The sequence below is a fragment of the Alkalibacillus haloalkaliphilus genome, assembly GCF_007991275.1.
GTDB lineage: Bacteria > Bacillota > Bacilli > Bacillales > Alkalibacillaceae > Alkalibacillus > Alkalibacillus haloalkaliphilus.
The window spans coordinates 1-22,037 of the sequence record NZ_BJYA01000022.1; the positions used below are offsets into that span (position 1 = coordinate 1).

Here is a 22,037-nt window from a genome sequence, read left to right on the forward strand (position 1 = left end):
AGCGCTGATAAAAATTCCTGAGCGCTGATAAAAATTCCTGAGCGCTGATAAAAATTCCTGAGCGCTGATAAAAATTCCTGAGCGCTGATAAAAACCCGCTAGATTTAGCTTCACTAAATCCTAGCGGGTTTTTCCGTGCTCAATATATTAAGCTGACTTTCTTCCTTTTAACTTGCGATAAGCTTTCCCGTTCCAATACACAATCTTAGCTCGCCAACCAGCATCTTGTAACAGTTGTTTAACAGCTTCACCAGCGCCATTAATCTCTTTTACTTTAGGGTCTGACAAATATAACCCGACTAACCCATCAATAATTAACTGATGAAATTGTTGATCTGGGATATCACTTAACTCATTTCTTGCTCGTTTAATCATATGTCCGATTCTAGCTACCTTTTCTGATTCATCTTCATAATAATTAACGAAGTTTAAATCCCCTTCAACTTTATCTTCATGTTGGTCTATAAAATAGTCTAATAATATATGTAAGCCTTGTAATGACGGGAAGAAGGATTCTAGCATTATACGGCCATGTCGTTCATTAGCTAGTCCATAAGAAATTAAGCAAAAAATACCTAAAGTAGAGCCTGTTGCTGCTGAAAATTCGAACCAATATAAATCATCGTCGTCATTTTCCTGTTCAAACCAAGTCGTTAATCGCGGGACACGTTCATGGTCAACGACATGCTTATGAACTTGTAAGTCGACATATAATGAAGCTAACCGCTCAATATACGGTTGGATCAAATCATACTGAGGTATTTGCTTAATAATTCGCTGGCACTCTTCGACTAACTGTAATAAATAACCGGCATCATCTTGGTCTTCACGAAGTTGATAATAATTTACCCCATCTAAATCTGGATTTATTCGAATCGCATCCAACTGTGCTTCGTGTAACTGTCTAAAATCCTCAGGGTCTAGTGACTTACTTCGATCACACAAGTTATCAAGGTAATCGCTAATTGTTTGATAGGCTACAATAAACTCAATCGCTTTTTTCCAATGATCGCGCGCTAAAGTGGCATAAATTGAGCCACCTTCACAATGAAAAGTTTTTGATTCAATACTTGCTAAAGCCTGCGTTCTTAACTCTTCATTAGGAATGCGATTAGCTTGTTCTTTCAATTGCTCGAGTTTTTCGTTAACTTGTGGAAATAGATCTTTATAACAAGTCGTTAAAACTTGAGATAGAGAGTTTGGAATCTTCATAAAAGCATTAGCCCTCCTGCTTTTCTTCAACTAAATGAGTATTTAAAAAGTGTAAAGCTTGACTTAACACTTCGTCACGTTCGGGTTCATTAAATACTTCATGATATAAGTTTTCCCAAATCTTGATCTCTTTATCTTGAATGCTTAACTTTTCATACCATGACTCCACATTTTCTACAGGTACTAATAAGTCTTCACCTGCTTGTAAAATTAATGTCGGGACTTCTGGGTAGTCGTTTATTTTGTCAAATGCCTCATTAATAGCATTCTCAAACTCGTGATACCACCTTACCGAAACTTTGCGTAAATAAAGTGGATCTGATAAATCCCTAGCATAAAATGCGTCATTGCGTGTTGCCATTTCTGAGTGGATGTTCGTCTTAAATAAAATAGTCGGTAATATATAATTTAGCATTTTTGAAATGAGATAAAGCGGCTTCTCTGGTACGTTATGAATGCCTAATGCTGGAGAAGATAGTATAACCCCTTTAATTGGATATTGTTTTTCTTGAAGCGCGCGAATGGTCGTTAAACCACCCATGCTATGACCTAGCATAAACACTGGCAATTCATAAGTTAACGCGTGATTAATCCATTTTTCGGCCGTGACAATATAATCATCGAATGATTTGATAAAACCTTTTTTACCTTTATTCGTACCTTGTCCTGGTAAATCACCATAAACAACATGATAGCCATTATGATTTAATTGATTAACTAACCACTCATAACGTCCTGAATGTTCAAAAGCTCCATGAATTAACACAATGACCGCTTTAGGGTTTTCACTTTCACGAACTAACATCCACTTTCCCCTCCCGTAACAAAACGTGCATAAATTTTGTTATAATTATCTTACCATATTATTCATTTAGGAGGTTAAAAATGATATTACCATACAAAGGACAATATCCAACAATTGATCCTTCTGCTTACATATCTGAAGACGTCGTCATTACAGGTGATGTGACGATTGGAGCACATAGTAGCATTTGGTTTAAGACTGTAATAAGAGGTGATGTTTCACCGACTAAAATAGGTAATAATGTAAACATCCAAGACCAAAGCTTGTTACACCAAAGCCCGAACCAACCATTAATAATAGAAGATGGTGTAACAGTTGGACACCAAGTGATGTTACATTCATGTATTTTAAGAGAGAATGCATTAATTGGCATGGGAGCAACCGTTCTTGATGGAGCTGAGATTGGCGAAAATGCCTTTATTGGAGCAGGTAGTCTAGTACCACCTGGAAAGAAGATCCCCGCTAATACTTTAGCTTTCGGTAGACCAGCTAAAGTCGTCCGGGACATCACTGAAGATGACCTTAAGGAAATGAACCGAATTCGTCAAACTTATATCGATAAGGGACAAGTTTACAAAGAAGAACAACAAAATCGCAATAAATAAACTAAAAAGCTATGAGTGTCTAATTAACGCTCATAGCTTTTATTAAATTACTTAATTTATATTTTCTGTTTTAATTGTTCAACACGGTCCGTTCTTTCCCAAGTAAACTCTTCATCCGAACGACCGAAGTGACCGTATGCAGCTGTTTTCTTATAAATTGGGCGTCTTAAGTCTAGCATTTTAATAATTCCAGCTGGACGTAAATCAAACGTTTCACGAACAGCCTCAACTAAACGCTCTTCTGAAACTACACCTGTACCAAATGTATTAACTGAAATTGATACTGGTTGAGCAACACCAATCGCATATGCTAACTGCACTTCACATTGGTCAGCTAACCCTGCTGCGACAATATTTTTAGCAACATACCTTGCTGCATATGCAGCTGAGCGGTCAACTTTTGTCGCGTCTTTACCACTAAAGGCGCCACCACCGTGACGAGCATAACCACCATACGTGTCTACAATAATTTTACGACCTGTTAAGCCGGCATCACCTTGTGGGCCACCGATTACAAAGCGGCCTGTAGGATTAATAAAGAATTTGGTCTTTTCATCGATTAACTCTTCAGGTACAACCGGACGAATGACGTGTTTCATTAAGTCTGATTTAATTTGTTCTAAATCAATCTCAGGATGATGTTGTGTTGAAATAACGATCGTATCTACTCGCTCTGGTTGACCTTCATCGTCATACTCAACAGTTACTTGAGTCTTACCATCTGGACGTAAGTAAGGTACCATTTCTGTCTTACGAACATCAGCTAAACGTTTAGACAATTTATGTGATAAAGATATTGGAAGAGGCATTAATTCTTCAGTCTCATTACTCGCATAACCAAACATTAAGCCTTGGTCACCAGCACCAATCGCTTCAATCTCATCATCTGACATTTGTCCTTCACGCTTTTCAAAGGCTTCATTTACACCTTGAGCAATGTCAGGTGATTGTTCATCTATTGATGTTAAAACAGCACACGTCTCATAATCGAAGCCGAACTTAGCACGCGTATAGCCAATCTCTTTTACAGTATCACGAATAATCGTTGGGATATCAACATAAGTTGAAGTCGAGATTTCACCTGATACGAGTACTAAACCAGTCGTTATAGTCGTCTCACATGCTACACGAGCATTCGGATCACGCGTTAAAATTTCATCTAAAATAGCATCAGAGATTTGGTCACAAATTTTATCTGGATGTCCTTCTGTTACTGATTCAGAAGTAAACAACCGACGTTGATTCGTCATAAACAAATATCCTCCCCAAATAATTAATTGAACGGATCTCATACCCTAGTGAAAAGCGTTCACTAACTTTATATTTTATAAACGTATTTTAACTGACTTACATTAACTTCACATGCAATAAAAAACCTTTCCCCTGCTTTGACAAGGGAAAGGTGATCGCTGCCTTTCACTCTTATCGTCCAAGGAGTACCTTGCATCAGGGTAAGCACCTGTCACATAAAATGATGGTTGCCGAGCTTCATAGGGCCTGTTCCCTCCACTACTCTGGATAAGAGAAATACCGTTTCTGCATTATAATAACGTGAAGCGCAAATCGTGTCAACTAACGACTATTTTTTCCAATTATTTAAACACTATAAGATTAAATAGGTAAACACCCATTTTTATTAGAATTTGTGAAAATTTCATTAATAGTGTGGTTTATTTATGTAAATGTGTTATACTATTAACGAAGTTTATAAAAAAAGAATATTTATACATACAAATGTAAAGGGTGATCTAAATATGAAGACAATAAATGCGGACACACTTGTCTCCAAATTAGCTAACGATGACGCGTTGCAACAGAACTTATCTATTGCTGAACTCGTCGAGAAGATCTTATCTAGAGAAGAAGGAATTCTAACATCAACAGGTGCAGTTAGAGCGACAACAGGGTTATATACCGGTCGTTCCCCTAAAGATAAATTCATCGTTGAAGATGAAGAAACGAAAGACCATGTTGAATGGGGAGAAGTAAACCAACCTATTAGCGAAGATAAGTTTAATAACTTACTTCAAAAAGTAACGGACTACTTATCTGAACAAGACGAATTATATTCCTTCCGTGGATTTGCTGGTGCTGATGAAAAACACCGTTTATCAATTAAAGTCGTTACACAATTTGCATGGCATAACCTATTTGCTAATCAACTGTTTATTCGCCCAACAGATGAAGAGCTTAAAAACCATAATACAGATTTCACTGTTATTTCTGCCCCTCACTTCAAAGCAGACCCTGAAGTAGATGGCACAAATTCAGAAACTTTTATCATTGTATCATTTAAACACCGTATTGTGTTAATTGGCGGTACAGAATATGCTGGTGAAATTAAAAAGTCGATTTTCTCTGTTATGAACTATATGCTTCCACAGAAAAGTGATGTTCTATCAATGCACTGTTCAGCTAACGTTGGTGAAGAAGGTGACGTTGCTTTATTCTTCGGTTTATCAGGCACTGGCAAAACAACGTTATCTGCTGATGAAAATCGTCGCTTGATCGGTGATGATGAGCACGGTTGGTCACAAAATGGTGTCTTTAATATCGAAGGTGGTTGCTACGCAAAATGTGTTAATTTATCAGAAGAAAAAGAACCACAAATTTATAACGCAATCCGTTTTGGATCAGTATTAGAGAATGTTGTAGTTGATGAAGATTCGAGACTTCCAGATTACGATGATACGAGCTTAACAGAGAACACGAGAGCTGCTTATGCAATTGAACATATTGATAATATAATAAAACCAAGCATAGCAGGCCATCCAAATACTATTATCTTTTTAACAGCAGATGCTTTTGGAGTATTACCTCCAATTAGTAAATTAACAAAAGAACAAGCAATGTATCATTTCTTAAGTGGTTACACAAGTAAGTTAGCTGGTACTGAGCGTGGCGTAACAGAGCCAGAAGCAACATTTTCGGCATGCTTTGGTTCACCATTCTTACCTTTACCAGCTGCAACGTATGCTAAAATGTTAGGTGAGAAAATTGATCAACATGATGTTCAAGTATTTTTAGTCAACACAGGTTGGACTGGTGGAAGTTATGGTGAAGGATCTCGAATGAAGCTAAGTCATACAAGGTCTATGGTTCACGCTGCTTTAGAAGGTGAATTAAATAATGTCGACTATAACCAAGATGAAATTTTCGGTCTTCATATGCCAACGACTTGCCCGGGAGTACCAAGTGATGTGTTAAGTCCTAAGAAAACTTGGAGCGATGCTAATGCTTATGATGAAAAAGCAAAAGAATTAGCGCGTAAGTTCCACAACAACTTCAGTAAGTTCGATTACGTTCCAACAGACATTAGCCAAGCAGGCCCCACTTATAAAAGTTAATCATAAACAAACCGTCTCGTGATCATCACGAGACGGTTTTATTTTTCGTTATTATAAACGTTTAACTTCTTTAATTGCTATTTGTAACACTTCGTCTTTCATCATAAAACTAAACCGATTGTCCTTTTTGACATTTTTCGGTATGTCGTCTAACAGCATAGGCCCTTCTGTTTCGTAATAATGGGGACGTTCTTCAAGCTCATCAACTTGCGCAAAGTATACGTTTTTAACAATGTCTCCACCTTTACCATCAACATAGTATTGTCCTACGAAATGTAACTCCTTCACAATGCCACCAGTTTCTTCGTACACTTCTCGTCTAGCAGCTTGATCAGCACTTTCGCCTTGCTCTACTTTTCCACCAGGAAACTCAATCCCTCTGTTTTTATGCTTCGTTAACAGCCATTGACCTTTATGTTTAGTAATAACCCAGACATGTTTAGGTTGATTTGAAAAGTACATCTCATTTTTCACGAATTTTACTGTATTTCGGTAGTAGTCCTTAAATACTTCCACTAGAACACGTTCCTTTATTATATTTTTGTCTATTCGTATTGTATATCCATTATATACGGTTGCCCTCCATCCTTCAATTGTAGTTCAATAACAATTGTATATTCGCCATCGAATTCTGTTTCATTATTTTGCTTGATTAAATAGTGTCCTGGTTCAACTTCTACCTTTTCATAATCTACACCATCTATAAACCATGGTGGTGTTGCAGTTGGAATAATATATAGACCATCATTTTGTTCTTCATAATAATAATCGACGAACTGATTAGTTACATCACTTGAGGCAAAATTTGAAAAGCTCTCTTTCAATTGTTCCATTGTGTCATAATTTAATACACGATAGTCTTCTGCTGTATCTTGAACTAACTGATCCATAAATTGATCCATGACTGAAACGATGTCTTCATGAGTCAATTCATGCTCCGTTTCAGCAGTTACACTCATTTGGCTTTTATTTTCGGTTAAATCAAAGTGGCCATGTTGATCAGAAACAACTAATGACCCGTGTTCGGCATTTAATTGATTATATGAAAACGGTATAGTTATAACTAGTAATGCAATAATTGATAAAAACATTAATTGTTTCATCATTTCCACCTCTCGTAATTTAAATCTAGCAGTCTTATTTAGTATCTATATGACTACTATTCCTCTATTAGACCTTACTTAAACATTAAAATAATAGAATTTATAAGAGGCAAAAAAACCTTGATCCAGAAATGGACCAAGGTTATTGTTCATCTGAAATTTTATCAAATTGATTGTAGAACGGCATTGTTTCTATATGTTGTTTCGTTGCTTCATCTCCTAAATTGTGTATCATTTTGTAACATTTCATAAAATGATAATCATATGAATCATTTTCATCATCATTGTGATATTCTTTAAAAGGGATCGTAGCACGAAAGCCCGTAGCACCTTCTGCACCTTTTAAATCATCGAAAAGCTCTCTTAGTGCAATAATTTCTTCAGGATCTCCATAAATGATAAAATCATCATTATTTCCGGCTTTATATTCCGAGATCTCACCTGATTCAATGCTTACATAAAATTTTCTTTTTTCATTATCCATTCGTCCCACCTCTACACTTAATGTGCCATAGGTCGTTTTGAATTATGCATTAACTTGTCATTTCAAATTCAAACTGACGAACAGTACGCTCATTTAATCTTTTTTCATGCACCTTTACACCAATACCCGGTTTCGTAGGTACTTTAACTTTACCGTCCTTAACTTTAAATGGCTTCTCAATAATATCTTCTTCCCAATAACGTTGAGACTCAGATAAATCACCAGGTAATTTAAACTGTTCTAGTGAAGCTAATATGATGTTGTGAGCTCGCCCTATTCCTGTTTCTAACATACCACCACACCATAATGGCATGTCTGCTACTTTAGCATAATTATGGATGTTCAAAGCGACTTGATAACCACCTACTCGTCCTAACTTCACATTAATACAACCGGCTGCATCTAGTTCTATAGCTTGAAAAGCATCATGTTCAGATTTAACGGTTTCATCGAGACAAATTAACGTATTCAACTCTTTTTTTAATTGGTGATGGTAATAAAAATCATCTTGTCTAAATGGTTGTTCAATCATATGTAAGTTTAAATCATCTAAGTTTTTTAAATGCAACATATCTTCAGGACTGTACCCACCATTACCATCAAACATAATCGGCACATCACCGATATATTGTTTCGCTTTTTCAATCGTTTCTCGTTCTTTGCCTTTTTGCACTTTTAACTTGAAGCGTTTGTAGCCTTTTTTAGTAAATTCCTTCGCTTGTTCTTTTAAATCATCTGTCAGTGAAAGAACGACTCCACTTGCAACTTCATCGTACTGACCGCCGATTAATTCTTTCAAACTTTTCTTTTGTTGTTTAGCATATAGATCCCATAACGCTGTTTCAATTCCAGCTTTAGCCATTTGATGACCTTGAACACCACTCAATGTTTCATGAACTTGGTTAGGGTGTTCTATTTTGCTTTTCTTCAAAACCGGTAATAAAAAATACCTCAACATATCCCAAGCTGTCGTTGTCGTCTCTGGTGTATAGAAAGGGTCTGCAAAAGCAACACACTCACCATAGCCTACATGACCATTTTGATCATGTGCTTCTATAATAAGTGTATCACGCATAACTACTAAGCCATTAACCGTTTGAAAAGGTTTTTTTAATTTCATTCCGACTTGTCTCACGATGACTTCCTTTAAGTCCATCCTCTCACTCCTTTAACTGCTTTTGTAATTGATGACGTAACAACTTTTTAGAAGCATTGCGTGGTAATTCATCAATTGACATCCACTTTTTTGGACATTTATATTTCGCTAAATGCTCTATACAAAACTGCTCGAGTTCAGCAAAATCAATCGCTTCCTCAAAGACGATAAATGCTGCAGGCACTTGTCCCCATCGGTCATCTTCTTGTCCGACGACACCAGCATCTTTCACTTTAGGATGCATTTTTAATACACTTTCTATTTCAGCTGGATATACATTTTCACCACCAGAAATAATCAAATCTTTACGGCGGTCTACAACGTATAGAAAACCCTCTGCATCAAAATAGCCGAGATCACCCGTTTTCAACCAGCCATTATGAATCGTTTCGCGGTTAGCTTCATCTCGGTTATAGTAACCTTGAGTTACAGTAGGCCCTTTAACGACAATTTCTCCTACCTCGTTGATAGGCTGTTCTTGTTCATTTTGAATAATCTTTAATTGATTCGGAAAAAGTGGCTTCCCAGCTGAGCCTAGCTTTGTTAAAGCATTTTCATCATCTAACGTACAAAATTGTGAAGCCGTTTCAGTCATACCATATGTTTGAAAAACAGGGACATGTTGTTCTTTTGCTTGCTGTAATAGACCTTTAGGAGCTGGTCCTCCACCTAATAACATACATCGAAACTGCTCTGGATAATAATCATCACCTAAACGATCCAATAATTGCTCCAACATAACACTAACGACTGATACAATCGTTACACCATTTTTCATCAAATCTTCGTGAACCGCTTCTACATCAAACGTATCATGAAGGTGTATCGGAATACCGTAGATTACACTACGATAAACGATTGATAGACCTCCAACGTGAAACATCGGTAAGCTTAATAACCAACGATCATAATCATGTAACCCTAAGTTCAGTGCTGAAGCTGTCGCACTCCACCAATGGTTTTCATAAGTTAATTGCACACCTTTAGGATTTCCTGTCGTCCCTGACGTATATAAAATATGTGATGTTGATTTCAAGTTAAATTCATTGGAAATTGTGTCGCTAGACTGACTATTTTTTGGACATTGTTGCATACTCACTGTTTTAACAACTTGTGTTGAGGCTTGCTCGGCTAGTTCTGACAAACCGTCATCATATAGCAAGTATCGAACTTGACCATCTTCTAATTGATAATTGATTTCTTGTGCGGTTAAACGTGTATTAATTAAAAAGCTCGTTACACCAATATAATTCAAAGCATGGATGGTAACTAGAAAATCATAGCTGTTTTTAGATAGTACTGCAACGTGATCGCCTTGTTTGACTCCTATATGAGTTAAGTAGCTTGCTACACTTTTTGCGTTATTTTTCAAATCTGAAAATGTATAAGCTGTACCGTCTTTAAAAACAACGGCTTGTTTATTGGGAGATAATTCCGCTCTTTTAGTTAGCCAATTTAACATCTCTGCCATATTACTGACGTTCCTTTCAAGTCTAACTTTATATGTATGGAAAAATCGCACCAAAGCTTGGTGCGATTAAAATATTTTTATGGGAAACGTGGGAATTGATCAAAGTCTGGTTTGCGCTTTTCTTTAAATGCATCGCGACCTTCTTTTGCTTCATCTGTTGTGTAATAAAGCAATGTTGCGTCGCCACCCATTTGTTGTAGACCAGCTAAACCATCAGTATCCGCGTTGAACGAAGCTTTTAAGAAACGTAGTGCTGTTGGTGATTTTTCTAACATTTCGTTACACCATTGAACAGTTTCTTCTTCTAACTGATCAACTGGAACGACTGTGTTAACAAGTCCCATTTCTTTTGCTTCATCAGCATTGTATTGACGGCATAAGTACCAAATTTCACGTGCTTTCTTATGACCAACAATACGCGCTAAATATCCAGCACCGTATCCAGCGTCAAAGCTACCTACTTTAGGACCTGTTTGGCCAAAGATTGCATTGTCACCTGCAATGGTTAAGTCACATACAACGTGTAGTACGTGTCCACCACCAATTGCATAACCTGACACCATAGCGACTACTGGTTTAGGAGTTGTACGGATTAAACGTTGTAAGTCTAATACGTTAAGACGTGGTATATGGTCAGTTCCTACATAGCCACCATGTCCACGTACTGACTGGTCTCCACCTGAACAAAATGCTTTGTCCCCTTCACCAGCTAAAACGATTACTCCAATTTTGGAGTCATCACGTGCATATGCAAAAGCATCGATTAATTCTTGTACCGTTAAAGGCGTAAAAGCATTACGCTTTTCCGGACGATTAATAGTAATTTTGGCAATACCATTATGCGTTTCGTACTTAATTTCTTCATATTCTCTTTCAGCTACCCACTCGATTGCCATTGTTTTACCCCCTTCAAAGTTATGTATGGTTAAAAAACCTACTTACTATTTTACCAAAAATTCGCGGACTTTCTACATGAACAGCATGTCCAGTTTCATCCACTATATCCATTTTAGCATTTGGTAAGCTTTTCACCATTTCTTCATTTATTTTAACAAATTTTTCGTCGAATTCACCTACAATTAGTAAAACAGGTTGATTTATTTTCACTAAATCAGGCCAAAGGTTAGGTTGGCTGCCTGTTCCCATCGTCCTTAAAGACAGCGCCAAGCCTTCAGCGTGATGTGATAATCGCTCTTGTCTTATTTCATTTCGTTTTTGTAATGAAAGTGTAAGTTGTGTATTAAATAACGGAATCGATTCCCAATAATCGACAAATGACTCTATTCCTGATTCTAATATATACTTAGCCAACTTTTCGTCTTGCTCTTGTCGTTGAGTACGAGCTTCTTTTTGTAAACCTGGTGAAGAACCGACTAAGATCAATCGATTTACTGTTTCAGGGAACATTGTTGTATAAACTAACGCCGTACGCCCTCCCATTGAATAACCTAACAAACTAAAATGAGTAAGACCCATTTTAAGGAAAAGTTGGTTTAGTTCAACACAAGCTTGTCTCATATCTGTTAATCGGCTGACCTCTGTTTGCCCATGTCCAGGTAAGTCGACTAGTACAAGTTTGTATTCTCCTAAATATTCAACGACATCACGCCATGTCGTTGAGGATCCAGTAAATCCGTGTAATAACACTAAAGGTTCACCTTCGCCAATCGTCTTTACATAATACGTATTGTCATTAATCGTATAATGCATATTAACGTTCACCTTTATAATTATTAATAATCTGACGGACATGTCCTCTAATATCTTGATGCCATTTAAAGTTCTCGTCACGATCTGTTTGGACTTCAATTACTTCAATTCCAGTAACAGGCTCACGCACTAAGTTAGCTAATTGTTCATTGGACTGGGCGAGATGATAACGAACGTTGAGTGACTCCACCATTTCTTTAATTGGCGGATTAAACGGTGTGCCAAACAATTTCTCAAAATGTTGTTTATGTTCATATTGTGGAAGAAATGAAAAGATTCCACCACCATTATTATTAATGACGACAATTCGTAATTTCAGTCCATTTTTTATGCCGAGCAACAATGACGTATAATCATGTAAAAAAGATAAGTCGCCAATTAATAATGTCACCTCTTCTCCTGTTGCTGCAGCTCCAAAAGCTGATGAAACAACGCCATCAATACCGTTTGCCCCTCTATTTGCTCTAACAATTACATGTTTTTGAGCCGGTAGGAAAAAAGTGTCCATATCTCGGATCGGCATACTACTACCAACAAATACTGTATGGCGATTGGGTAGGTGATCCGATAAAGTTGAAACAACAGACCCTTCAGTTAAGTCATGCTCAGTTATTTCTCTTAACAGCGCTTTCGTTGCCTCATCAATGGCTTGCCATTCTCCAGTCCATGTTGAGTCACAAACGTAAGAGCTGTTACTGCTTAACAATTGATCAATAAAATGATCAACACTACTATATACCATCCATGTCTTGGCATTTGAAGGTTCTCGGTATCCCGCTTGTTCATCAACGACGATGTGTAAGTGAGGTTCATGACTTATGAGCCACTGAAAATATGGTTTAGAAACTGGCATTGAGCCAAATCGGATGATGAACTCTGGTTGGTAGTTTTCACGAAAATCATCATGCTTTAGCAATGCATCATATGTAGAAATGACATACTCATGAGTCTCTTCATACTGTCTTAACTGACTTAGCGTGTCAGCTAGAACTGGTATCTTCCATTCTTTTGCAAGTTTTAAAACTGAAGTAATCTCTTCCTCACGAGTTAGTTCGCCACAAACAATTAATCCACGGTTGTAATTAGAGATAGCATTTAAAATATCTTCCGCTTCAAAGTCATCAATCGTCTCAAACCCACCTGACGATTTTAAATATGGCGACTTAAACTGCCCCCATAGATCCTCTAATTGTAAATTAGGAACTAATGGATCTTTAAATGGAAAGTTGTATTGTACGACACCTTTGTTTCGACTGTTTGAAATCGTAAAGGCTCGACTCGCTTGTCTACGGCTATAGATCAACATAGGTTCTGTTGCTTCAGGCAACGCCATTTCGTGATAATGTTTTACATAATCACCGTACATTTTAATTTGGTCAATCGCTTGTGGAGCACCATTGTCACGTAATTCATGTGGACGATCTGCTGTTAAAATAATCAATGGTACACGACTGTAGTAAGCTTCAATTATTGCCGGGTAATAGTTGGCTGCCGCTGTACCTGAAGTACATACTAACGCAACAGGCTTTTGCTTTGTTTGCGCAATCCCTAAAGCAAAAAATGCAGCAGAGCGCTCATCAAAATGAAGCCAGTCATTAAGGTGAGGATGCTCTGAGAATAACATCGCTAATGGTGTTGACCTAGACCCTGGTGAAATTACAACGTCTTCCATACCATTTTGAAAAAGTTCGTCTATAAAATAAGATAAATAGTACGTTTGTTCATTCATGATCATCGATGTAACCCCCTAAAGCTCCTAACATTGGTGAAAACTTTAAGTTTGTTTCGTCATACTCTGCTTTAGGATCTGAATCAGAAACAATACCACATCCAGCAAATAGTCGTGCCTTATGTCCTGTTAATAATGCAGACCTTATGGCAACAGCAAACTCACCGTTCAATTCTTCATCAATCCATCCGATTGGTGCTGCATACCACCCACGCTCCAAAGGTTCATTCCGTTGAATAAAGTTCATTGCTTCTTGACGCGGTTCACCACCTAAGGCAGGTGTTGGATGTAATGCTTTTAATGCGTCAAAAATCGTAACACTTTCTTTTAGTGATCCTGAAACTGGTGTAAATAGGTGTTGGATTTTGCTTAACTTCCTGATCATCGGTTGACTTGGAATAGACAGCGTATCGCATAAAGGTGAAACAGAATCTTTAATCATCTTAACGACATATTGGTGTTCTTCTAAGTTTTTATCATCTTTCAGCAGTTCTAAAGCTTTCCACTCATCTTCATCAACTGTTTGTCCACGTGATGTCGTACCAGCTAAACAAGCTGACTGAAGCTCACCCCTATTAACTTCCACTAATCGTTCGGGTGTTGCGCCAATAAAAGCTTGGTTATTATTTTCCATAACGAAAATGTAACTACGTTCTTGTTGTTCTAACAGAGCGTTTAACACTTGTTCAACTGGAATCTGTTCTTCAAAGAGTGCTTCCACTTCACGCGCTAAAACTACTTTATCAAGCTTGCCATCAGTAATTTCTTCAACCGCATTATTAATTAAAGACTCCCACTGGTCATATGTTAATTCATCATTAATTTGTGTAAAGTTCATTGTGTTTTTTTCGATCGGTTGAACTGCATTTATTTGATCTAACTCGGCTTGAATCATAGTTGATACATCATCTAAAGAATCAGATGGCTCTATCCATAAATTCAGTGATAAATACTGCTCATCATTTTTAACCGTAAGAAGTCGCTTAGGAAGTACAAACTGGTTTACTGGAAAGTCATGCCACTCTGAGTGATGTCGTTCATTGAAGAATGAAAAACCACCAAAGTATACAGCCCCCGTACCCGTAATTTGCTCGTCTTGAAGGTGAACCATTTGTTGCTTCTGATCCTCTAGTGCTTGTTCGATTGTTTGGTATCGTTCAGCAGAGTCAGTTGAATAAAACTGATTAGCATAACCTAGACCAACAAAAGTTATTTCACCATTTGCACTCGACCAATAAAAGCGCTCACCTTTCAAGTCGGTTCTGCTCGCAAAATAATCAATTGAGTTAATCGAATGCACGTCAATTGTAAGCGATAAAAATCGACCTTGTTCATCTATATGACTTAAAGCTTCGTTAAGTTTTTCATTAATCGAAAGTCTTTCTATTGTAAGCATGCTTTATCCTCCAATGAGAAAACGTCTTTAACTATTATATAAAGCAGGAAATAAAAAAACGTCTTCAGCCACCTGTATAAAATGTCTACCTTTCATTTTATGACTTTTTTTACGAAACGACAAGAATAACACAAAATACTCTCATTGACACAAGTCAGGCCTTTATCTAAACTTATTTTAGTTACGTTAAAACAGAGAGGGATGACAGAATGAGTAAAGATCAATCAGTTCAAGAAGCCCTAGGGGAAAAGCCGGGCTTTCAAGTATGGTGGCGTATGTTAAGGCCACACACACTAACAGCTTCTTTTGTCCCAGTATTCATTGGTACTGTAGCTGCTAGTATGTATACATCCATTCATGTCGGCTTGTTTCTAGCGATGTTAATTGCTTCTATGCTAATTCAAGCGGCTACTAATATGTTTAATGAGTATTATGATTATGTTAAAGGTCTCGATACCGAAGATTCAGTCGGCATTGGTGGAACAATCGTAAGAGATGGCATTCCACCAATTCAAGTCCGTAACCTTGCCTTTATATTCTATGGCGTTGCTGTCTTATTAGGTTTTTATATTTGTATTGAAACAACGTTCTGGATTGCAGTAATCGGACTGATTTCTATGTTATTCGGTTATTTATATACAGGCGGGCCATACCCAATTGCTTATTCGCCTTTTGGTGAACTGTTTGCAGGCTTTTTTATGGGTACAGTGATTATCGGTATTAGTTATTATATCCAAACTGAAGCCGTTACGACTGGAATTATTTTATTATCAATCCCACCAGCGATCTTAATTGGAGCAATTCTACTTTCTAACAACATTCGTGATTTAGATAACGACAAAGAAAGCGGGAGAAAAACGTTAGCTATTTTAGTTGGAAGAGACAATGCGATCCGTGTTTTAGCTTTCTTTTTCATTAGTGCTTATGTGCTAACAGCGGTTTTTATTATAATTGATTTAATTCCGATATGGGCAGTGATCACGCTGTTAAGTGCAACGAAAGCCATTAATGCTTATAAGATGTTTAGGCAAAACAGCACACCTCTAGAAATGATGCCTGGCATGAAATTCACAGCACAAATGAATACGCAGTTCGGTCTTTTATACGGTTTGAGTTTCCTACTAGAACATTTATTTACTTGGTTTATTTAATAAAGAATATCTCCATTGTTTGTTGTACAAATTATAAAGGAGGATCATGATGGATCTAAATAACACTCTTTTCAGTACATTAAATATTGAAGTAAAAGAACAAACGAAAGAACAAGTCGTTTTAACGATGCCTGTTAATGAAACTGTACACCAACCTATGGGATTCTTACACGGTGGAGCTTCTGTTGCACTAGCTGAATCTGCAGCTAGTTTAGGCGCTTTTCTTAACGTTGACCCAGAGAAATATAACGTGTTCGGCATTGAAATTAATGCGAACCACGTCAAAAGTAAACGAGATGGGATCGTATATGCAACTGCAAACCCTGTCCATATCGGTAAAATGACGATGGTTTGGGAAATTAACATTACCGATGAAAATGAACAGTTAATCTCCACTTCACGGTGTACAATTGGTGTCGTTGAACGAACAAAATAGTGAGGTGGCATCATGTCAGACCAGCAACAATGGAGTCTATTACGAGCAGAAATGCTTGAAGAACGTGAACAGTTAGTCGACCAAATTGAGGAATTTGAAGATTCTCCGGCTTTGTTTGAAGAGTCTGTAGGCGAATTGAATTCCGTGGACGACCAACATCCAGGTGATTCAGCAACGGAATTGTACGAACGACAAAAAGACACTACTTTTTATTACCGCGCCAAAGAACAACTTAAAGAAATTGATCATGCTTTAGCCAAAATGGAAGATGGGACTTACGGCGTTTGTGAAAAAACGGGTGAAGCTATACCATTTGAACGTTTAGAAGCAATGCCAACAGCCCGATATAAGCTTTAAACTGATCTTTAAAAGAACACGTGAATTTTCACGTGTTTTTTTATTCTCTAACATATTAATAAAATTGTTAATGAAAGGAAATAATGTAGCTAGATAGAGACTTGAGGTGAACTATGTGGTTTATCGTTTTTTACGATTATACTTTCAAATACCAATTTTTTTAAGACTACTACTTACCGTTCTTACAATCATGGTGATCTTCGGCTACATCATGCATTTAATTGAACCAAATGAGTTTAGAACAGCCTTTGAAGGAATTTGGTTTGCTTTTATTACAGGTGCTACAGTTGGTTATGGCGATTTTGTTCCTCAATCTACAATAGGAAAAATTATGACCATCTTGCTTATCTTAGCAGGGGGAGGTTTATTAACATTCTATATGGTTACTTTATCGAGTGGTGCAATCAAAAGAGAAGATGACTATAAAAGTGGACAAGTAGCCTTTCACGGTGAAGAACATTTTATTATTGTCGGTTGGAACGAAAGGACACGCAAGCTTATCCATTTAATTGATTCTCAATATAAAAATCAAGTAGACATTGTACTAATTGATGAAACATTACAATCAGATCCTGTTAACGATTCTAATGTGCATTTTGTACATGGTGACCCATCTGTTGATAAAACTTGGGAAAAAGCTAACTTACAAAAAGCAAAGAAAATAATTGTGACAGCTGATCAATCAAAAGTAGAAAAAGAAGCTGACATTCATACGATTTTAGTCGTCATTACTGCACGTGGGTTAAACCATAGAATTCCTATTTTAGTGGAAATATTAACAGAGAATCAAAAGATGAATGCTGAAAGAGCAGGAGCAACTGAGGTTATTTGTACGAACGAATCAACTAGTACGTTGTTTTACCATGAGCTAACAGGACATGAATATGTAAAAGCATTTGATTACGTCATGTCACTCTTGTCACAGCAACAGTTCATTGTCCATAAAGTTGAAGAAGATTGGGTTGATAAAACCGTTTTACAATTAACACATCAGGCAAAAGAAAACGGCAAATTATTAATTGGTTACATTCGTAATGATGAAGTGATTATCAACCCACCTTCAGAAGATAAATTTAAAGCAGACGATCGTATTATTGTAACGAAAGAGCTATTGCAATAGAGCTCTTTCGACTTTTAACATCACTTCTTCTGCTTGTTTCACATATTGGTCATCAACTTCAGCATCAGGGTCTTCTGGAGCTTGGAATTGGTTAAAAGTAGCTTGAATGTTGCCAGAGTCTCCTTGATGATCAATACCTGCTTCATATTTATGAACTAATACAAATGGTTTACCTACTCTAACATGTGCATTTTTCTCACCAATTGTACCAATTTCAGTTGTAACAGGGATTCGAATGAAAGCATAAGCCTCATCAGTTTGCTCCAATTTATGGTCAAAGTAAGCATGGTCGTATTCCCAGTTACCACCAACCATAAAGTCAAATCGGCTTAATATATTTTCTATGTCTTCAAATGAGTAAGCTTGATTTTCAATTCCTGAATTAAGTGTAATCATAACTTTATCACCATCTTTTTATAATTTTTTGTTGCTCATAGTGTGTACGCTTTTTTTCGATTTAATTAAAAAAAGAAATGGTAATGGCTATAAACGTAAAAAACCTGCCCAGTTAATACTTAGGCAGGTTTAGCTTAATTATAGTGACATTTGTAAAATCTTGCGCACGTCATCTTCATGCAATTTAGTAAAGTTACCAAATGGGCCGCGCTTCATTGCTCGGTCAACCATTAATTCTAACTTAGTATCAATAATATCATATTCAGCTAAACGAGTAGGAGCACCTAATGAACTCCAAAATTGACTTAGACGGTCAATTCCCTCTAAAGCTGTTTCTTCATCAGACTTACCTGTAGGATCCACACCAAAGACACGTGTTGCCATTTGTTTAAAGCGAGATACATCAACACTTAAATTGTGCTTCATCCAGTTCGGGAAGAGGATTGATAGTCCACCAGCATGAGGGATATCATACACAGCTGAAACAGCATGTTCGATATTATGTGTCGCGAAATCACCGCGATAACCCATTTGTAAAATGCCATTAAAGGCCATTGTACCGGCATACATAATCGTTTCCCTATGCTCGTATGACTCTAAGTTATTTAATAGCTTGGGTGCCGCCTCAATGATTGAGCGCAATATACCTTCAGCCATACGATCTTGGACAGGTGAATTAGTTGGCGTGTGGAAATATTGTTCTAAAACGTGACTCATCATATCAACAATGCCATAAACAGTTTGATCCTTTGGCACTGAATAAGTATGAACCGGGTCTAGAATTGAAAAGACTGGGTATGAAAACGGAGAACCCCAACCATATTTCTCATTAGTCTCCCAATTTGTAATAACTGCTCCTGCATTCATCTCTGAACCTGTCGCAGCTAATGTCAACACTGTGCCTAACGGAAGCGCATCTTCAGGTTGTGCCTTCTTTGTTACTAAGTCCCATGCATCTCCATCATACTTAGCTGCTGATGCGATCGTTTTAGCAGCATCGATGACACTACCTCCACCAACAGCTAATATAAAGTCTATATCATTTTCTTTACATAGGTCAGCACCTTGATTAACTGTAGTTAATCGTGGATTAGGCTCTACTCCTCCTAATTCAAACGGTTCATAACCATTGTCTGTTAACTTTTTCATGATATTCGTATAAATACCATTACGTTTAATACTACCTCCACCATACGTCACTAATACACGCTCAACACCGCCTGGAATTAATGATGGTAACTGTTCTAACTGTCCTCTACCGAACACTAACTTTGTCGGGTTATGAAAAATAAAATTCTCCATTTGAATGCTCCTTTCTTACCTCTCCTATTATTATGTCGGAACATATTTTAATTCGCAAAAGAAATACTTGAGTAAAAAAATGACCTCCATTCATATAGGAGGTCACTTTACATTAATTACGATAAGTTTCACGGTCTTTAGATTGTTCAATCCAATCTTCAAGCTTGTCTTTTAAAACATTGAAGCCATTGCTATCACTATCTTGTTGAGCTTGTTGTTGCTGGGGCTGTTTAGGTTTTGATTGGACCTCAGGCTTCTTCTCTGTCGCACGAATAGATAAAGAATACTTACCACGATCTTCTTCCACATTAATAATCTTAACTTTAACTTCATCACCAACAGTTAGGTGATCATTAATATCTTTAACATATCCATGAGTAATTTCAGAAATATGCACTAAACCTTGTAGGTTTTCACCAATCTCTACAAAAGCACCATAAGGTTTAATTCCAGTTACTTTTCCTTCAACAACTTGTCCTTGTTCAATTACGTTAGTCATTTTATCCAACTCCCACTAGTATTCTGTTATACCGTTACGTATTTTAACATATCGGTTTTCTTTATTCAAAAGCAGTTCAGACTAGAAATTTGCATTTGAACGCTACACAATTACATTTTGACCTTAATTTCAAAAAATATTTTAAAACACGTTTATAAAATTTTAAAATGGTTATTACTATTAGTGTAATACTTTCTCGTATTCCCCCTTTGGCAAAGTGCTGAACACTTTGCCCTTTTTTTTGCCCTTTTTTAAGTGTACGATAAGATTATGGAGGGGATATGAGATGAAATTATCCGAACAAACCATTAATCGAGAAAATACACGTGCAGCAAAATATGACTTTAGAGAAAAGCTATTTGGAAGTGATGACATTCTTCCAATGTGGGTTGCAGACATGGACTTACCTGCCCCAAAAGCATTACAAGATGCTATTATAAAACGTGCCGAACATAATATATACGGATACACGAATCATGACGATCACTTACTAAAAATTATTCAATCATGGCTTAAAAGAAGGCATGATTATGAGGTGGATTCAAGCCAAATTACCTTTACACCAGGGGTTATTCCTGCTTTACACGCGCTCGTTCAATCATTTACAGAGGTAGGAGACAAAATTGTTATACAGCCTCCTGTTTATCCTCCGTTTTTTTCTGTTGTTAAAAATCATAACCGAGAACTTGTAGAAAGCCCTCTACAACTGCAAAATGGTCAGTATAAAATGAACTTTGAGGACCTTGAACAACAGTTTAAAAATGGGGCTAAAGCTTTCATTTTATGTAGTCCTCACAATCCTGTTAGTCGTGTTTGGACAGAAGAAGAACTTCAACAACTCGCTGATTTATGTGTTAAATATAATGTGTATTTATTCTCAGATGAGATTCACGCTGACATTGTTTTTAACGGCTACAAGCATACACCTATTGCTAAACTGAATGAACAAATCTCAGCGATCACATTTACGTTAATGGCACCGTCTAAAACCTTTAACGTTGCAGGGTTACAAGGCTCTTTCGTCATTAGCCCTAACAATGAGCTTAAAAAACAATTAGAGAAACAATTGAGTCAACAAGGATTTGGCTTACTTAATACGTTTGCCTATGTAGCAATGGAGGCTACATTCCAGCACGGTGATGCATGGTTAGAGGAGCTAATTCCACTTTTAGAAGAGAACTATAAATATTTAGAAAGCGAATTAAACAATCGCACTAAAATTAAACCGATTAAGCCTGAGGGAACTTATTTAATTTGGCTAGATTTCACTCAAACTGGCTATTCTCATAAAGAGATCAAATCCAAGCTGAATGAAGAAGCAAAGGTCGGTTTAAATGACGGTGTGACGTTTGGTAAAGATGTTGGTGACCAGTTTATGCGTATTAACATCGCAGCACCAACTGAAACGGTAAAAGAAGCAACAAAACGATTAGTTGAAGCATTTGGTGAATAAATACAAATGAGGTCGAGACAGAAATAATTGTTAATATACAAAACCCGAACGAAATCATACTTTGAATTCGTTCGGGTTTATCTTGTATCACCGCTCCATCAAAATGCTTCGCTTTTACCCACAGGGCACAAGTGCAACATCTGCTCAAACTCCCTACGGTCGTTTGTCGCAGTGTTTTCTATGCAGGGACGGCTGTGAGCCAAGCTACTACTTCGAGTGACTCCCTTGCGCTTTGCACCGAGGAAGCCTACTTCGAAGCTTAACTAGAAGACGCAGGTGCATCCCGGGGTCTCATCCTGGCCTTT

At 37.1% G+C, this 22,037-nt stretch carries 22 protein-coding genes and 1 riboswitch; of the genes, 7 read left to right on the forward strand and 15 right to left on the reverse strand.

Annotated elements, in window-relative coordinates:
- Positions 1 to 147: 147 nt before the first annotated feature.
- Both AHA02nite_RS13675 and AHA02nite_RS13680 read right to left on the reverse strand, forming a co-directional pair.
- A complete protein-coding gene (locus AHA02nite_RS13675) occupies positions 148 to 1,212 on the reverse strand; it encodes a tetraprenyl-beta-curcumene synthase family protein (protein WP_146818253.1) in 1,065 nt (354 codons plus the stop codon).
- A 7-nt stretch (positions 1,213 to 1,219) separates the two neighbouring features.
- Positions 1,220 to 2,017 carry an alpha/beta hydrolase gene (locus AHA02nite_RS13680; RefSeq protein WP_146818254.1) on the reverse strand — a complete coding sequence of 266 codons (798 nt, stop codon included), beginning with the start codon at positions 2,015 to 2,017 and terminating at the stop codon, positions 1,220 to 1,222.
- An 80-nt stretch (positions 2,018 to 2,097) separates the two neighbouring features.
- Here AHA02nite_RS13680 and AHA02nite_RS13685 point away from each other — a divergent pair, with 80 nt between their 5' ends.
- Positions 2,098 to 2,622, forward strand: a complete 525-nt coding sequence (locus AHA02nite_RS13685; protein ID WP_146818256.1) for a gamma carbonic anhydrase — start codon at positions 2,098 to 2,100, stop codon at positions 2,620 to 2,622.
- 56 nt (positions 2,623 to 2,678) lie between these two features.
- Here AHA02nite_RS13685 and metK read toward each other — a convergent pair whose 3' ends face one another.
- On the reverse strand, positions 2,679 to 3,872 hold the full coding sequence (metK, locus tag AHA02nite_RS13690) for a methionine adenosyltransferase (protein ID WP_146818258.1): 1,194 nt from the start codon (positions 3,870 to 3,872) through the stop codon (positions 2,679 to 2,681).
- 169 nt (positions 3,873 to 4,041) lie between these two features.
- Positions 4,042 to 4,147, reverse strand: a riboswitch (SAM riboswitch).
- Between the two features lie 229 nt (positions 4,148 to 4,376).
- Between metK and pckA the strand changes: the two genes are divergently transcribed.
- Positions 4,377 to 5,969, forward strand: coding sequence for a phosphoenolpyruvate carboxykinase (ATP) (gene pckA, locus AHA02nite_RS13695; protein ID WP_146818260.1), 1,593 nt, complete (start codon positions 4,377 to 4,379; stop codon positions 5,967 to 5,969).
- A gap of 51 nt (positions 5,970 to 6,020) precedes the next feature.
- Here the strand turns inward: pckA and ytkD are convergent, their stop codons facing one another.
- The 9 genes from ytkD to AHA02nite_RS13740 all read right to left on the reverse strand — a co-directional run bounded on the left by ytkD (position 6,021) and on the right by AHA02nite_RS13740 (position 15,018).
- The gene (gene ytkD, locus AHA02nite_RS13700; RefSeq protein WP_146818262.1) at positions 6,021 to 6,485 is read right to left on the reverse strand and encodes an RNA deprotection pyrophosphohydrolase; all 465 of its coding nucleotides are present in this window, start codon (positions 6,483 to 6,485) and stop codon (positions 6,021 to 6,023) included.
- 29 nt (positions 6,486 to 6,514) lie between these two features.
- Positions 6,515 to 7,072 carry a hypothetical protein gene (locus AHA02nite_RS13705; RefSeq protein WP_146818264.1) on the reverse strand — a complete coding sequence of 186 codons (558 nt, stop codon included), beginning with the start codon at positions 7,070 to 7,072 and terminating at the stop codon, positions 6,515 to 6,517.
- Between the two features lie 142 nt (positions 7,073 to 7,214).
- Entirely contained in the window at positions 7,215 to 7,556 is a 342-nt protein-coding gene (locus AHA02nite_RS13710) for a hydrolase (RefSeq protein ID WP_146818266.1), read from the reverse strand.
- A 49-nt stretch (positions 7,557 to 7,605) separates the two neighbouring features.
- Entirely contained in the window at positions 7,606 to 8,712 is a 1,107-nt protein-coding gene (gene menC / locus AHA02nite_RS13715) for an o-succinylbenzoate synthase (RefSeq protein WP_146818268.1), read from the reverse strand.
- A gap of 4 nt (positions 8,713 to 8,716) precedes the next feature.
- Positions 8,717 to 10,183 carry an o-succinylbenzoate--CoA ligase gene (locus AHA02nite_RS13720; protein WP_146818270.1) on the reverse strand — a complete coding sequence of 489 codons (1,467 nt, stop codon included), beginning with the start codon at positions 10,181 to 10,183 and terminating at the stop codon, positions 8,717 to 8,719.
- Between the two features lie 77 nt (positions 10,184 to 10,260).
- On the reverse strand, positions 10,261 to 11,079 hold the full coding sequence (menB, locus tag AHA02nite_RS13725; RefSeq protein WP_146818272.1) for a 1,4-dihydroxy-2-naphthoyl-CoA synthase: 819 nt from the start codon (positions 11,077 to 11,079) through the stop codon (positions 10,261 to 10,263).
- Between the two features lie 19 nt (positions 11,080 to 11,098).
- Entirely contained in the window at positions 11,099 to 11,893 is a 795-nt protein-coding gene (menH, locus tag AHA02nite_RS13730) for a 2-succinyl-6-hydroxy-2,4-cyclohexadiene-1-carboxylate synthase (RefSeq protein WP_170236112.1), read from the reverse strand.
- 1 nt (position 11,894) lies between these two features.
- The gene (gene menD / locus AHA02nite_RS13735) at positions 11,895 to 13,628 is read right to left on the reverse strand and encodes a 2-succinyl-5-enolpyruvyl-6-hydroxy-3-cyclohexene-1-carboxylic-acid synthase (RefSeq protein ID WP_146818274.1); all 1,734 of its coding nucleotides are present in this window, start codon (positions 13,626 to 13,628) and stop codon (positions 11,895 to 11,897) included.
- Positions 13,615 to 15,018 carry an isochorismate synthase gene (locus AHA02nite_RS13740; RefSeq protein ID WP_146818276.1) on the reverse strand — a complete coding sequence of 468 codons (1,404 nt, stop codon included), beginning with the start codon at positions 15,016 to 15,018 and terminating at the stop codon, positions 13,615 to 13,617. The genes menD and AHA02nite_RS13740 overlap by 14 nt, the downstream gene beginning before the upstream one ends.
- A gap of 209 nt (positions 15,019 to 15,227) precedes the next feature.
- Here AHA02nite_RS13740 and AHA02nite_RS13745 point away from each other — a divergent pair, with 209 nt between their 5' ends.
- The 4 genes from AHA02nite_RS13745 to AHA02nite_RS13760 all read left to right on the forward strand — a co-directional run bounded on the left by AHA02nite_RS13745 (position 15,228) and on the right by AHA02nite_RS13760 (position 18,082).
- Positions 15,228 to 16,169: a 1,4-dihydroxy-2-naphthoate polyprenyltransferase gene (locus AHA02nite_RS13745; protein ID WP_146818278.1), complete on the forward strand. Its 942-nt coding sequence runs from the start codon at positions 15,228 to 15,230 to the stop codon at positions 16,167 to 16,169.
- Positions 16,170 to 16,218: 49 nt separating this feature from the next.
- Entirely contained in the window at positions 16,219 to 16,605 is a 387-nt protein-coding gene (locus AHA02nite_RS13750; RefSeq protein WP_146818280.1) for a hotdog fold thioesterase, read from the forward strand.
- A gap of 12 nt (positions 16,606 to 16,617) precedes the next feature.
- Positions 16,618 to 16,962 carry a TraR/DksA C4-type zinc finger protein gene (locus tag AHA02nite_RS13755; protein WP_146818282.1) on the forward strand — a complete coding sequence of 115 codons (345 nt, stop codon included), beginning with the start codon at positions 16,618 to 16,620 and terminating at the stop codon, positions 16,960 to 16,962.
- Between the two features lie 115 nt (positions 16,963 to 17,077).
- Complete coding sequence (locus AHA02nite_RS13760) at positions 17,078 to 18,082, forward strand: potassium channel family protein (RefSeq protein WP_146818284.1); 1,005 nt, start codon at positions 17,078 to 17,080, stop codon at positions 18,080 to 18,082.
- Here the strand turns inward: AHA02nite_RS13760 and AHA02nite_RS13765 are convergent.
- The 3 genes from AHA02nite_RS13765 to yugI all read right to left on the reverse strand — a co-directional run bounded on the left by AHA02nite_RS13765 (position 18,071) and on the right by yugI (position 20,279).
- Positions 18,071 to 18,478, reverse strand: coding sequence for a YugN family protein (locus AHA02nite_RS13765; protein WP_146818286.1), 408 nt, complete (start codon positions 18,476 to 18,478; stop codon positions 18,071 to 18,073). The two genes, AHA02nite_RS13760 and AHA02nite_RS13765, sit on opposite strands and share 12 nt — an antisense overlap.
- A 138-nt stretch (positions 18,479 to 18,616) precedes the next feature.
- Entirely contained in the window at positions 18,617 to 19,780 is a 1,164-nt protein-coding gene (locus AHA02nite_RS13770; protein WP_146818288.1) for an iron-containing alcohol dehydrogenase, read from the reverse strand.
- A 112-nt stretch (positions 19,781 to 19,892) separates the two neighbouring features.
- Positions 19,893 to 20,279: a S1 domain-containing post-transcriptional regulator GSP13 gene (gene yugI, locus AHA02nite_RS13775; RefSeq protein WP_146818290.1), complete on the reverse strand. Its 387-nt coding sequence runs from the start codon at positions 20,277 to 20,279 to the stop codon at positions 19,893 to 19,895.
- A 286-nt stretch (positions 20,280 to 20,565) separates the two neighbouring features.
- Here yugI and AHA02nite_RS13780 point away from each other — a divergent pair, with 286 nt between their 5' ends.
- Complete coding sequence (locus AHA02nite_RS13780) at positions 20,566 to 21,732, forward strand: MalY/PatB family protein (RefSeq protein WP_146818292.1); 1,167 nt, start codon at positions 20,566 to 20,568, stop codon at positions 21,730 to 21,732.
- Positions 21,733 to 22,037 lie beyond the last annotated feature (305 nt).

Coding starts and splice junctions, on each gene's coding strand:
- AHA02nite_RS13675 (WP_146818253.1), bottom strand. CDS start 1,212: ATGAAGATTCCAAACTCTCTATCTCAAGTTTTAACGACTTGTTATAAA.
- AHA02nite_RS13680 (WP_146818254.1), bottom strand. CDS start 2,017: ATGTTAGTTCGTGAAAGTGAAAACCCTAAAGCGGTCATTGTGTTAATT.
- AHA02nite_RS13685 (WP_146818256.1), top strand. CDS start 2,098: ATGATATTACCATACAAAGGACAATATCCAACAATTGATCCTTCTGCT.
- metK (WP_146818258.1), bottom strand. CDS start 3,872: ATGACGAATCAACGTCGGTTGTTTACTTCTGAATCAGTAACAGAAGGA.
- pckA (WP_146818260.1), top strand. CDS start 4,377: ATGAAGACAATAAATGCGGACACACTTGTCTCCAAATTAGCTAACGAT.
- AHA02nite_RS13705 (WP_146818264.1), bottom strand. CDS start 7,072: ATGAAACAATTAATGTTTTTATCAATTATTGCATTACTAGTTATAACT.
- AHA02nite_RS13710 (WP_146818266.1), bottom strand. CDS start 7,556: ATGGATAATGAAAAAAGAAAATTTTATGTAAGCATTGAATCAGGTGAG.
- menC (WP_146818268.1), bottom strand. CDS start 8,712: ATGGACTTAAAGGAAGTCATCGTGAGACAAGTCGGAATGAAATTAAAA.
- AHA02nite_RS13720 (WP_146818270.1), bottom strand. CDS start 10,183: ATGGCAGAGATGTTAAATTGGCTAACTAAAAGAGCGGAATTATCTCCC.
- menB (WP_146818272.1), bottom strand. CDS start 11,079: ATGGCAATCGAGTGGGTAGCTGAAAGAGAATATGAAGAAATTAAGTAC.
- menH (WP_170236112.1), bottom strand. CDS start 11,893: ATGCATTATACGATTAATGACAATACGTATTATGTAAAGACGATTGGC.
- menD (WP_146818274.1), bottom strand. CDS start 13,628: ATGATCATGAATGAACAAACGTACTATTTATCTTATTTTATAGACGAA.
- AHA02nite_RS13740 (WP_146818276.1), bottom strand. CDS start 15,018: ATGCTTACAATAGAAAGACTTTCGATTAATGAAAAACTTAACGAAGCT.
- AHA02nite_RS13745 (WP_146818278.1), top strand. CDS start 15,228: ATGAGTAAAGATCAATCAGTTCAAGAAGCCCTAGGGGAAAAGCCGGGC.
- AHA02nite_RS13750 (WP_146818280.1), top strand. CDS start 16,219: ATGGATCTAAATAACACTCTTTTCAGTACATTAAATATTGAAGTAAAA.
- AHA02nite_RS13755 (WP_146818282.1), top strand. CDS start 16,618: ATGTCAGACCAGCAACAATGGAGTCTATTACGAGCAGAAATGCTTGAA.
- AHA02nite_RS13765 (WP_146818286.1), bottom strand. CDS start 18,478: ATGATTACACTTAATTCAGGAATTGAAAATCAAGCTTACTCATTTGAA.
- AHA02nite_RS13770 (WP_146818288.1), bottom strand. CDS start 19,780: ATGGAGAATTTTATTTTTCATAACCCGACAAAGTTAGTGTTCGGTAGA.
- yugI (WP_146818290.1), bottom strand. CDS start 20,279: ATGACTAACGTAATTGAACAAGGACAAGTTGTTGAAGGAAAAGTAACT.
- AHA02nite_RS13780 (WP_146818292.1), top strand. CDS start 20,566: ATGAAATTATCCGAACAAACCATTAATCGAGAAAATACACGTGCAGCA.